The organism is Thiothrix sp. (genome assembly GCF_028714775.1).
GTDB lineage: Bacteria > Pseudomonadota > Gammaproteobacteria > Thiotrichales > Thiotrichaceae > Thiothrix.
In genome coordinates this window covers 212,748-226,478 of sequence record NZ_JAQTLS010000003.1, presented here as the reverse complement: position 1 = coordinate 226,478, position 13,731 = coordinate 212,748, and the positions used below count along the sequence as shown (strand labels likewise).

3 protein-coding genes are annotated in these 13,731 nt (G+C 56.0%); all 3 read left to right on the top strand.

The window, feature by feature from the left end:
- Positions 1–14 precede the first annotated feature (14 nt).
- The 3 genes from PHE17_RS03975 (at position 15) to PHE17_RS03965 (ending at position 13,724) form a co-directional block, all read left to right on the top strand.
- Positions 15–2,591 carry an SdrD B-like domain-containing protein gene (locus PHE17_RS03975; RefSeq protein WP_301014521.1) on the top strand — a complete coding sequence of 859 codons (2,577 nt, stop codon included), beginning with the start codon at positions 15–17 and terminating at the stop codon, positions 2,589–2,591.
- Between the two features lie 26 nt (positions 2,592–2,617).
- Entirely contained in the window at positions 2,618–6,145 is a 3,528-nt protein-coding gene (locus tag PHE17_RS03970) for an SdrD B-like domain-containing protein (RefSeq protein ID WP_301014520.1), read from the top strand.
- A gap of 112 nt (positions 6,146–6,257) precedes the next feature.
- Positions 6,258–13,724 (top strand): IPTL-CTERM sorting domain-containing protein, encoded by a 7,467-nt coding sequence (locus PHE17_RS03965; RefSeq protein ID WP_301014519.1) that lies wholly within the window; start codon positions 6,258–6,260, stop codon positions 13,722–13,724.
- Positions 13,725–13,731 lie beyond the last annotated feature (7 nt).

Here is a 13,731-nt window from a genome sequence, read left to right as displayed (position 1 = left end):
ATGGATTCGGGAAAATGTATAAAAAAACACCTCTGTGGCATTGTCTTAAACTGGTCTTCCCATTAGCTTTTTCATTGTTTCCGGTCATCTCCCACGCAGCTTGTAACGCGGGCGATGTGGGTGGAGCCGCGTACCTCGAATTGCCTGTCGCGCCGGGTGGCGCAGCAGCTAACATTTACGGGCAACGTGAAGCCAATGAGCCGGGGCTGACAGGTATTACGGTCAAAGTGACTGACAGTACGGGCAAGGAACAAAGTGTTACTACCGATGCCAATGGCGACTGGTCAGTTGCTGCCCCGGCCTTTCCGCTGCGGGTTGAGTTTGCACCGACCACAGGCTTGCAAAGCGGTGCTGTGGGGAGCCAATCGAAATCCTCCGTGCGTTTTGTCGATGCAACGGCTTGCGATACCAATATGGGCTTCCAACGCCCGGAAGATTATTCCCAACCTGATCCACGTATGGTGATTCCCGGCTACCGCAACGGTACAGGGATTGGTTTAGCCGATGGTGGGGTATTTTCATTCCTGCGCTCCAGTCAAGGCTTGAACAAAGAGTTTAAGAACTATCCGGGCACACAAGGTACGGGGCCAATCCCAGATGCAGAGGCGTCAGTCAATGATGTCGGCAGCTTGTGGGGGATTGGTTGGCAAGCAAACAAAAAACGGGTGTTTGCATCGGCATTCCTCAAGCGGCATGTAGGTGTGCGTGACGGTTTGGGTTATGTGTATGCCTTTGATGAAACGACAGCACCGGGCAAGTTGGTGGGCAAGTTTAACCTGCAAGGGGTGACGCCTGCGAATGGCGGTGCTGCCATTGATTTGGGGTCGGTTTGCCGTGACGCGACATGTGCTTCGCAAGCAGGCAATACGGGCAATGCGGCTGATTACGTATTACCGGATTCCATTGGTGATCCTAGCATCGACATGGATGCTTTCTACAAAGTCGGTACAGTGGGTTTTGGTGACATTGATGTGCAGCCGGGTACTAACACCTTGTGGTTGGTGAACGCTAACCAGAAAGCCCTGATCAGTGTAGATGCCAGTGCGGCGGATGTGGCGTTATTGCCGGGAACAGGGGTTAACCAATATCCATTGGCAACACTGACTGGCGCACCTTCATGTACAGGTGGGCAATTGCACCCGTGGGCGCTGGGCTTTTTTGAAGGCAAGGGCTATGTTGGCCTGAGCTGTGATGCGGTTGATAGCCAAGATGCTAAAGATTTACACGCTTATGTTATGTCGTTTAACCCAGCAAATGTGGCGGCTGGTTTGACGCCAGTGCTGGATTTCCCTCTGAATTATGCGCGTGATTCCGATAAGCCATTCGAGCCGTGGATGACGGTAGCGGCAGCTAATAGCAAATTGCCCGGTGCTGGAGGCCAGATTGATTTCCCTCACGGCATCCTGTCCGACATCGACTTTGATGAACGCGGCAATTTGTATCTGGAAGTCATGGATTTGTTTGCGCACCAGACAGGCAATTACAACCACCTGCCATTTACCGGGGACAATAGTTGGGTCAATGGCATCGACAACGGGGATGTGCTGAAAGCCTGTAAAACAGCGGCAGGTTTTAGTCTTGAAGGGAGTGCTGATTGCCCGGTGAATACAGCCAGTAGTGCGGGGCCGAATGGGGCAGGCGAGTTCTTCGACGACACCGCAGGTGATGGGCGGGTGGAAAGTGCTGCGGGGGCGATTGCTATGCTGCGTGGTTCGCAAGAATTAAACGGCGTGCTGATGGATCCCCATCCTCAAGGTGATACAGGCGAGCCATACTGGAGTACCCAAGGTGTGATCACGTATAGCCTGAACGATGGTAAGGTCAGCAATTGGTACACCTTGAACAATGCCGGTAGTGATGGTTACATGGGTAAAGGCACGGGCTTTGGTGACATTGAGCTACTCAGTGATACACCGCCAGTCGAAGTCGGCAACCGCGTGTGGTTGGACAAAAATAACAATGGTATCCAAGACGCTGATGAGGTAGGCATTGACGGCGTAGACGTGAAACTGGTGTGCGTTTCTGGCAATGTTACCGCGACAACCGCAAACGGTGGGCAATACGTCTTCTCCAATGCCACGGGCGGCAATGCTGCATCCATGAAGTCCGGCGAAAGCTGCACCATTCAGGTGGATAGCAGCCAAGCTGCGCTTAAGACTTATACCCTAACTAAGCAAGATGCGGATACGGTAACTGACAATAATCCCGTAACTGACCTGCGTGATTCGGATGCCAAAGATAATACGGGAATGGCGGAAATTACGTTTACCGTAGGCAATGCGGGTGAAAATAATCACACGCTGGACATTGGCTACCAACCGCCGCCACCTAAATCTGACCTTTCCATTATCAAAGCCGTGGATAACGCCAACCCTAAACACGGTGACACAGTGGTGTATACCCTGACTGTCACTAACCAAGGGCCAGATGCGGCAACGGCTGTCAATGTCACCGATGTATTGCCAGCAGGCATTACCTATGTCAGTGATGACGGCGCAGGTGCTTATGACAAGGCAACGGGAATATGGGCTGTTGGGGCTTTAGCCAAAGATGATAAGAAAGTCTTAAGCATTACGGCGACAGTAAATTAAAAATTATAAAAATTGGGTAAGTTGAGATGCATAAACAAAGGGCTTCCTCTCTTGTGGCTGGGCTGGGTGCGGGGGTGTTGTTACTGATAGCAGCGCCGTCGTATGCAACAGGTACGCAAACGTTCACCAAAGAACTGCTGACGGGGGCAACCGCTAAGCCGGGTGAAACCGTTACCTACCGTTTCAAGCTGGCCTGTTCTAGCTTGACTTCGGACTGCGGTAATCTGACGGTTAACGATACCTTGCCGGATGGGCTTGAGGCACTTAACTGCTCTGTCCCCAGTGGGTTTACGGCGGTGTCCTGTGACTCTTCTAATCCAACGATCAAAATAACTAAAAATGATCTGTTTAACGGAGGAGATAGCTTCACGATTGATGTGGCTACCCGCGTCAAGCTGGGTACGGCAGCCGGTACAGTGCTGGCGAATACCGCGACTTCCGTTATTACTTCGCCCGATGCGCCAGATAATGGCAGCTTGCCATCCACTGCCAGTAATGTGACTGTGGATAGTGTTTCCCCGCATTGGAGTCTTGTTAAAGAGCGCATTTCCCCTAATACCAGTTTACTGCCAGCGCCGGGTACGGATGTCAGCTATCAGGTTAAATTCTGTGCGGATGGTGCGGTGGGCAACGTGAGTTTGGCAGGGGTCAAACTGACGGATGCGTTCCCAGCAGGTGCAACCGTGGTAAACAACGGCGGGGCAACGGCTGGCGGCAGTGATCTGGTTTGGGATTTGGGCAACCAAGATTTAGCAACCCTGTATGCAGGCCGGGATTACAACTCCCAATATTGCACGGTCAAGATTTACACCCTGCGTTATCCGCTGGGTACGTTCCCGATTGGGACAGATATTGTTAATACGCTGTCAGCAACGGGTACACCAGAAGGCAGTAGCGAAGGCCCTGTGGGTTCGCCTGTCACCATTAATGAAAAGATTGGTGAGCCGACGCCGGGGGCAAATTTGGGGAAATGGTCAGCCGACACTTTGTCAGGGGCAGGTGGTAGCTTGAACTGGGGCGTGGTGGCGAATGTGGATAGCTCCAACGCGCCCGTACCTGATTTGATCGTGTATGACGCTTTACCGACGGCTCCGGCTGGCTTGGTTCCTAAGCGTGTGCTCTTGGGGTATTGGCCTTCACCCGCGACAACTCATGCGCCGGATGGCAGTGATGTGCGTGCGACGCTGAGCTATGCAACGGATAGCAGCGATTGTAAGACGGCTACCTATACCGATTTAGTAGTGGACGCCAAATCGGCGGATACCAGTTATGACCTTGATCCCGCGACCAAATGCTTGCGTTGGAAGTTCAAGGACATGGGGCCAGATGGCCCGGCAGTACCGCGTGGTTGGGCGTATAACCCTTACTGGGCACAGAATGTTTTCGTGGACACATCCGGTGTTGCTGGGCCGTTCCCAGTTCAGGCGAACAACTGTATGTCCGCAACGTTCACCAAGTTTGATGGAAGCACTGGGGAAGCGGGGTCTTCCTGCCATGCGCCAAACATTGAGGATGCAACACCTGCCATAGGTATCACTAAAGCGGTGGTCAATGGGAGTGCTTTCGCGCCGGATGCGGATGTCCAATTCAAGCTGACTCTCGAAAACCCGTGGGGTGACTCAACAGGCGAAGTCGTTAACCCGGTACTGGCAGACTTATTGCCTAAAGAGCTGGAGTTCGCCAGTTGGGATAACTTTAGCGTCAATGATGCCGCGCCTGCTTTCCCGCAACCTAATTTGGAAACTATCCCGGATTACAATGGCACAGGTCGTACCCTCGTGCGCTTCACTTGGTCAGCGACCCCGGCGGCAGGTGCTGTACGTATGGATGGTTCCGCCGGTGTTGCCAATGCAGGCAGTTTGCCGATTAATGGCAGGGCGGAAATCACCCTGACTGCCAAAGTCAAGGCGGGGACAATTCCCGGTTCTTATACCAACCAAGCTACGGTGATTGACAATAGCCCGCGTGCTACGTGTTTGTGGAACAGCAAAACCGATGTGGATGCTAACGATGTTGACGGTGACGCCAACAAGACTGAGCAAGTTTGCTACGGTGAAACTAGCGTGCCCGTGGTTTCTGCGGCAGTCATCGCGGCAGAAAAGTGGGTAAAAGGTGAATACCCGACGTTGCCAAACGTGGATGACCCACTGACTAGCCCGAGTGTGACCAGTGACAAGTGCCCATTGAATGGTGACGGTTATACCCGCTTCCCATGCGTGGCGCAGGTAAAACATGGCGGTGCATTTGATTACAAATTGGTGGTAAGCAACAAGGGTAATGAAGCCTTGATCAACTACATCCTGTACGACGTGTTGCCTGCGCTGGGTGATACCGGGGTTGGTCAGCCTGTTTCCGGCCTGCAACGTGGCAGTAAATGGCATCCGGTCATGACTGGGGCAATTACAGCGGCGGATGCGGATACTAAAGCCGCCAGTGCAGTGTTTGAATATTCCACGGCTGCGAACCCTTGCCGCCCGGAAGTTTCATCTTCCGCCACAGAAACCCCTGCCGACCATTGGCAATCCGGCTGTACGGATGATTGGACGGCAGCGCCTGCCGACTTTTCCAAAGTAACGGCTTTTCGCATCAAGGCAGCGTTTGCTTCAGCCCCTTATTGGGAGCCGTTGAAAACCTTGACTTTCAATGTGCCGATGCAAGCGCCTGAAGACGCGCCACCGAGTATCGTGGGTAATACCCGTTACTTCAGCCCAGCGTGGAACTCACTGGCACACCGTGTTACCCAGCAATCCAATGCTCAGCGTTTGGATACGGCGGAACCACGCCAAGTCGGTATTATCGTTCCAACTCTAAAATACCGTTTGGGTAACTTGGTGTGGAAAGACGACAACGGCAACGGTATTGCTGATGCTGGTGAAGCCGGAATTGCTAACGTGGATGTGGAACTGTACGACAGTACCAATGCTAAAGTGGCAACCACCAAAACGGATGCCAATGGGAACTACCTGTTTGAGGGCTTGGTAGCGGGTAAGTACCGTGTGGTAATTCCAACGCCTACCACACAGGCGGCATTGGTAGGTTTGAAATCTTCCGGTACGGGTGAAGAGGCTTCCCCTGATGCTAACGTGGACAACAACGATAATGGCGTCAGCATTGACCCTGCTTTGGGCTTGGTTTCTGGCGAAGTGACGGTGGATGCAACCCCCGCAGAGCCGGAAAATGAAGTGTTGCGTACTGATGGTTCAGACGACGACAACGATGCGTGGCCTGATATTGCTTCCAACAAAACCGTGGACTTTGGGTTTGTTACCGCACCTGCTGCGCCTAAAGTTGACGTTAGCGTGATCAAAACCGTGGATAAAACCGATGTCCATCATGGCGATACCGTGGTTTACACCCTGACGGTGACTAACGCCGGGCCAGATGCCGCCACCGATGCCGTGGTTTCAGACAAGTTGCCGACAGGGGTTACTTACGTGTCGGATGATGCCAGCAGTAACGGAATGACCTACGACTCAGCAACAGGTGTGTGGACAGTGGGCGCTTTGGCGGTCAGCGAAAACAAAATACTAAAAATTACCGCCAAGGTGGATTAAATCGGTATATGACCACTCGGCGGCTTTTTGCTGACGAGTGGTTTGCAAGCCGTTATCCTTGGACAATTAATAACAATTAGCCTCAAGAATTTTAACTAATTAGGGCAGTGCGATGAAAATAAGAAAGCTCTCTTTGTGCATTTCCATGGTCGGTTTGTTGGCAGCATTGCCCGCAGCGTATGCCGCCGACGCTATTACTAACTGTGCGCAGGTTGCCGCTACGGGTGATGAAAACCCAGCCAATGACAAATCCTGCGTCGACATTAATGTTGTTCCTACCCCCGTTTCTGTGGGCGATTACATCTGGGAAGACACCGACCAAGACGGCAAACAAACCGCAGGTGAACTAGCCTTAGTCGGTGCTACCGTTACCCTGCTGGACAAAGATGGCAACCCTGCCAAAGACCTGACGGGCACTGTTGTTGCAGCCGTCACCACGGATTCCACCGGCAAATACTTGTTCAGCAACTTGCCGGAAGGCGATTACATCGTCAATGTTGTCCCACCCAAAGGCTACATCCCCACCCTGAATGCGGGTGGTGTAAATGATGTCCCTGCCAACGACGACAATAACTGCTCAGCCCAGGCTGATGGCAATATCAGGACAGCCCTGTTCAACTTAACTGGCGGAGCCGAACCCGACACCGCCGCCGACGGCGACGACACCAACGGCAACCTGACCGTCGACTGCGGCTTCTACAAACCCACCGAACCTACCCACAGCCTCGGCAACAAAGTCTGGGTTGACGATGGCGCAGGCACTGCCGCAAACGCCAACAACGGGGTGCTGGATGCCGGTGAAAAAGTTGTCGCCGATGGCGTCACCCTCGAACTGCGTGACAAGGCAGGTGCTGCCATTACCAGCACCACCACCAAAGACGGCTACTACCTGTTCAGCGGCCTAGCAGCCGGTGACTACCAAGTCTGTGTGGTAGCCAGCAACTTCGCCGCAGGCGCAACCCTCGCCGGTTACAGCGCCAGCACTGGCGGCAACGAAGCTGACGCCAACCTCAACGTTGACAGCAACGACAACGGCACTGACACCACTGCTGACGGCCTCTGTTCCAACCTCATCACCTTGGGTGCAGACGAACCCACAGGCGAAACCGACACTGCCAGCGGCACGGCAGGCGACGACGGCGCAGGCACTGGCGACGCCCTCTCCAACCTCACCGTCGACTTCGCCGTCATTCCGCCCAAACCAATAATCCCGGTCAGCGTCGGCAACTACATCTGGGAAGATGCCGACAACAACGGTACACAAGACGCCGGTGAAAAAGCCCTAGAAGGTGCTACTGTCACCCTGCTCGACAAAGACGGCAAACCAGCCGTTGACCTTGACGGCAAGGCCATCGACCCCATCACCACCGGCGCGGACGGCAAATACCTGTTCAGCAACCTGCCAGAAGGTGACTACAGCATCACCGTCGCTGCCCCAGCAGGCTACATCGCCACCAAAACTGGCGCAGACGCCGACGTTGACACCAATGCCTCTGACACTGACAGCAACTGCTCCGCCAGCGCCTCCGGCAACACCAGCCTGCCATTCACCCTCAGCGCAGGCGGCGAACCCGACACCGCTGCTGACGGCGATGGCACTGACGGCAACATGACCGTCGACTGCGGCTTCTACAAACCCGCAGCCCCCACCCACAGCCTCGGCAACCGCGTCTGGATTGACACCGACAACAACGGCTTCGCCGACGTGGGCGAACTCCCCGCCGCCATGGGCGTCAAACTGGAACTCCAAGACAGCACCAACGCAGTAGTGGGTAACGCCACCACCGACGCTGACGGACGTTACCTGTTCAACGGCCTCGCCGCAGGCAGCTACACCGTCTGCGTCGTAGCCAGCAACTTCGACAAAGGCGCAATACTGGAAGGCTATGGTGCCAGCACTGGCGGCAATGAAGCTGACGCCAACCTCGACGTTGACGGCAACGACAACGGTAGTGACGACACCTCCAAAGGTCTCTGCTCCAATGCCATCGTCTTAGACGACAAAGAACCCACCCTCGAAGCCACCGCCACTGGCGCTGACGGCAACGACGGCACTGGCACGGAAGACGCCCGCTCCAACCTCACCATCGACTTCGGCATCACCCCACCACCGGCAGTACCTGTTTCTGTTGGCGACATCATCTGGGAAGACACCGACAAAGATGGCAAGCAAGGCGCAAGCGAAACCCCACTGGCAGGCGCACAAGTCACCCTGCTGGACAAGGACGGCAACCCCGCCAAAGACCTGACAGGCACGGCTGTAGCCGCCGTCACCACCGACGCCACCGGCAAATACCTGTTCAGCAACCTGCCAGAAGGCCAATATCAAGTTGTATTCGTCCCACCAACAGGTTACGTCGCCACCACCGCAGTCAGCGACATCGACGGCACACCAGCCAACGACGACAGCAACTGTGCGGCAGACGGCAAGACCTCCTTGTTCAGCCTGAGCGTTGGCGGTGAACCCGTTGACGACGGCGACACTGACGCGAATAGCAACCTCAGCGTCGACTGTGGCTTCTACAAACCTACAGAACCCACCCACAGCCTTGGCAACAAAGTCTGGGTTGACGACGGCGCAGGCACTGCCGCCAACGCCAACAACGGGACACTGGATGCCGGTGAAAAAGTTGTCGCCGATGGCGTCACCCTCGAACTGCGTGACAAGGCAGGCGCTGCCATCACCAGCACCACCACCAAAGACGGTTACTACCTGTTCAGTGGCCTCGCAGCCGGTGACTACCAAGTCTGCGTGGTTGCCAGCAACTTCGCCGCAGGCGCAACCCTCGCCGGTTACGGCGCCAGCACTGGCGGCAACGAAGCCGACGCCAATCTCAACGTCGACAGCAACGACAATGGCACTGACACCACTGCCGATGGCCTGTGCTCCAACCTCATCACCTTGGGTGCAGACGAACCCACTGGCGAAACCGACACAGCCAGCGGTACGGCAGGCGACGACGGCGCAGGCACTGGTGACGCCCTCTCCAACCTCACGGTCGACTTCGCCGTCATCCCACCTCCACCAAAACCCGTAGTTCCCGTCAGCGTTGGTAATTATATCTGGGACGATGCTGACAAAAATGGACAACAAGACGCTGGTGAAAAGGGTCTGGAAGGTGCAATAGTTTCGCTAGTCGATGGAGCAGACCGCCCAGCAACGGATGTGGATGGCAAAGTCCTTGCACCTATTACCGTGGGTGCAGATGGCAAATACCTGTTCAGCAACCTGCCAGAAGGCGATTACCGTATTTTTGTTGAGCAACCGGCAGATTACGTTCTTACCAAAGGTGGTGTGGATGTTGATCTTGACGCTTCCGACACCGATAACAATTGCATGGCTGCCTCCCTGTCCGGGACGGTACAAACGCAGCTCTTCACCCTGACTGCTGGAGCCGAACCCGACGCCGCCGCCGACGGCGACGACACCAACGGCAACCTGACCGTCGACTGCGGCTTCTACAAGCCCACCGAACCCACCCATAGCCTCGGCAACAAAGTCTGGGTTGACGACGGCGCAGGCACTGCCGCCAACGCCAACAACGGGACACTGGATGCCGGTGAAAAAGTTGTCGCCGATGGTGTCACCCTCGAACTGCGTGACAAGGCAGGCGCTGCCATCACCAGCACCACCACCAAAGACGGCTACTACCTGTTCAGCGGCCTCGCAGCCGGTGACTACCAAGTCTGCGTGGTAGCCAGCAATTTCGCCGCAGGCGCAACCCTCGCAGGCTACAGCGCCAGCACCGGCGGCAACGAAGCTGACGCCAACAGCAACGTTGACAGCAACGACAACGGCACTGACACCACCGCTGACGGCCTCTGCTCCAACCTCATCACCTTGGGTGCAGACGAACCCACTGGCGAAACCGACACTGCCAGCGGCACGGCAGGCGACGACGGCGCAGGCACTGGCGACGCCCTCTCCAACCTCACCGTCGACTTCGCCGTCATTCCGCCCAAACCAATAATTCCGGTCAGCGTCGGCAACTACATCTGGGAAGATGCCGACAACAACGGCACACAAGACGCCGGTGAAAAAGCCCTAGAAGGTGCTACTGTCACCCTGCTCGACAAAGATGGCAAACCAGCCGTTGACCTTGACGGCAAGGCCATCGACCCCATCACCACCGGCGTGGACGGCAAATACCTGTTCAGCAACCTGCCAGAAGGTGACTACAGCATCACCGTCGCTGCCCCAGCAGGCTACATCGCCACCAAAACTGGCGCAGACGCAGACGTTGACACCAATGCCTCTGACACTGACAGCAACTGCTCCGCCAGCGCCTCCGGCAACACCACCCTGCCATTCACTCTCAGTGCAGGCGGCGAACCCGATACCGCTGCTGACGGCGACGGCACGGACGGCAACATGACCGTCGACTGCGGCTTCTACAAACCCGCAGCCCCCACCCACAGCCTCGGCAACCGCGTCTGGATTGACACCGACAACAACGGCCTCGCCGACGTGGGCGAACTCCCCGCTGCCATGGGCGTCAAACTGGAACTCCAAGACAGCACCAACGCAGTAGTGGGTAACGCCACCACCGACGCTGACGGACGTTACCTGTTCAACGGCCTCGCCGCAGGCAGCTACACCGTTTGTGTCGTCGCCAGCAACTTCGACAAAGGCGCAATACTGGAAGGCTATGGAGCCAGCACTGGTGGCAACGAAGCCGACGCCAACCTCGACGTTGACGGCAACGACAACGGCAGTGACGACACCGCCAAAGGTCTCTGCTCCAATGCCATCGTCTTAGACGACAAAGAACCCACCCTCGAAGCCACCGCCACTGGCGCTGACGGCAACGACGGCACGGGCACGGAAGACGCCCGCTCCAACCTCACCATCGACTTCGGCATCACCCCACCACCGGCAGTACCTGTTTCTGTTGGCGACATCATCTGGGAAGACACCGACAAAGATGGCAAGCAAGGCGCAAGCGAAACCCCACTGGCAGGCGCACAAGTCACCCTGCTGGACAAGGACGGCAACCCCGCCAAAGACCTGACAGGCACGGCTGTAGCCGCCGTCACCACCGACGCCACCGGCAAATACCTGTTCAGCAACCTGCCAGAAGGCCAATATCAAGTTGTATTCGTCCCACCAACAGGTTACGTCGCCACCACCGCCGTCAGCGACATCGACGGCACACCAGCCAACGACGACAGCAACTGCGCGGCGGACGGCAAAACCTCCCTGTTCAGCCTGAGCGTTGGCGGCGAACCCGTTGACGACGGCGACACTGACGCCAACAGTAACCTCAGCGTTGACTGCGGCTTCTACAAGGAAGCAACGCCACCGCCAACATCCGTTTCTGTGGGCGATTACATCTGGGATGACACCAATAAGGATGGCAAGCAGGATGTGGGCGAACCGGCATTGGCAGGCGCTACTGTTACCCTGCTAACCAAAGATGGCAGCCCTGTGGTATTGGGTGACATCGCTGTCGGGCCTGTTATTACTGATGTAGATGGCAAGTACTTGTTCAGCGGCCTGCCAGAAGGCGATTACATCGTCAGTGTTGCACCGCCAGCAGGTTATCAGCCATCACCTAACGCGGGTGGTGTTGATGACGTGCCAGCCAATAACGATAGCAACTGCGCTGCGGATGGCAAAACTGCGCCGTTCAACCTGAGCATTGCTGGGGAACCTGATACCGCTGATGACGGCGATAACACTTCCAGCAACCTCTCAGTTGACTGCGGCTTCTACAAACCAGTGCCTGAACCTACCCATAGTGTCGGCAACATGGTCTGGGTTGACGATGGTGCAGGTACTGCCGCCAACGCCAACAACGGCAAGCGTGACGCTGGGGAAATGGCAGTGCCAGACGGCGTAGTCATGGAACTGCGTGATAAGGATGGTATTGTCCTTAGCGAAACGCCGACCGACAAAGGTTACTACGTGTTCAGCGGCCTTGCTGCTGGTGAGTACAGCGTCTGCGTAGCACACGGCAACTTTGACCTCGGCTTGCTGAAAGGTTACACCGCCAGCGCGGGCGGCGATGAAGTTGACGCCAATGCCGATGGTGACAACAACGACAACGGTGAAAACGACCTGCAAGATGGCCTGTGTTCCAACAACATCATTCTGGATGACAAAGAGCCAGCCGGTGAATTGCCAACCGCCAGCGGCAACGCAGGTGATGATGGCGCAGGTACTGAAGATGCACGTTCCAACCTGACTGTTGACTTCGGTGTGCTGCCACCAGCCCCTGTTGAACCGGGTACACCTGTTGCGGTTGGGAACCGCATCTGGGTAGATACCAACGGCGATGGCATCCAAGATGGAACCGAAAAAGGGCTTGCTGCTGCCAAAATCACACTGACTGACAGTGCCGGTCATGCCGTCAACGACAAGGATGGTCAACCTGTTGCGGCGCAAACGACAGCGGCGGATGGTGCATACAAGTTTACCAACCTCAACGACGGTGACTACATCGTGACCGTGGAACCACCGGCAGGCTACTACCTGACGTTGGGTGGTATCGACGTGGATGATGACGCCAGCGACACGGACAGCAACTGCCGGGTCAACCCGCTCAACAGCACCATCGAAACCCATCCGTTCACGCTCACAGCAGGTACGGAACCGGGCACTGACGGTGATGATGCCAACGGTGACATGACGGTTGACTGCGGCTTCTACGGTCCTGTTTCACTGGGTAACAAAATCTGGCTGGATTCGGACGCCGATGGGCAGCAAGACAGCGCGGAAGCAGGTATCGAAGGTGCAGTGATTACCTTGTTCGATGCGGATGGCACGACACCAGCAACCGACATCAACGGGAAAGCGGTAGCGCCAGTAACCACGGACGTTACCGGCAACTACCTGTTCGACAACCTGAAACCGGGTGACTACGTTGTCAAAGTGAAACCGCAAGATGGTTACTCACTGACCAAAGGCGGCGCAGACGCGGATGATGACACTTCCGACAAGGACAGCAACTGTAAAGTCGCGGGAAGTGAATTCATGACACCGGCTGTTACCTTGTCACCGGGTTCCGAACCGGGGACAAAAGTGGACGGTGATGACGAAAGCCGCAACAGCACGCTTGACTGTGGTTTCTTCCGCGCCGTTTCCCTCGGTCAGCGGGTGTGGATCGACCTTGATGCCAACGGTAAGCAGGATGCTGGGGAACCGGGCGTACCGGGTGCAACAGTTACCTTGTTGGATGCCAGCGGTAAGCCTGCCACTGACCTCTACGGTAAGGTTGTTGCGCCACAAACCACGGACGCGGATGGTAACTACCTGTTCGGTAGCTTGAGTGAAGGTTCGTATCTGATCAAAGTGACACCGCCACCGGGCTACGCGCCTACCATGGTTGTTTCTGATCCGAACAATAACGATAACACTGACAGCAATGGCGTGCCGCAAACGGACGGTAGCGTGATCAGTAACCCAATTGACCTCAAGTGGGGTGAGGAACCGCAAGGTGGTGGTGCAAGCAACATCACGGTTGGTTTCGGTTTCATACCGAACCTGCAAATCCCGACCTTGAGCGAATGGGGTGTGGCGATCATGAGCATGTTGCTGGCAACAGCCGCATTCTTCCGCCGCCGTCGGGAAGACTGATTGGATT

Coding starts and splice junctions, on each gene's coding strand:
- PHE17_RS03970 (WP_301014520.1), top strand. CDS start 2,618: ATGCATAAACAAAGGGCTTCCTCTCTTGTGGCTGGGCTGGGTGCGGGG.
- PHE17_RS03965 (WP_301014519.1), top strand. CDS start 6,258: ATGAAAATAAGAAAGCTCTCTTTGTGCATTTCCATGGTCGGTTTGTTG.
- PHE17_RS03975 (WP_301014521.1), top strand. CDS start 15: ATGTATAAAAAAACACCTCTGTGGCATTGTCTTAAACTGGTCTTCCCA.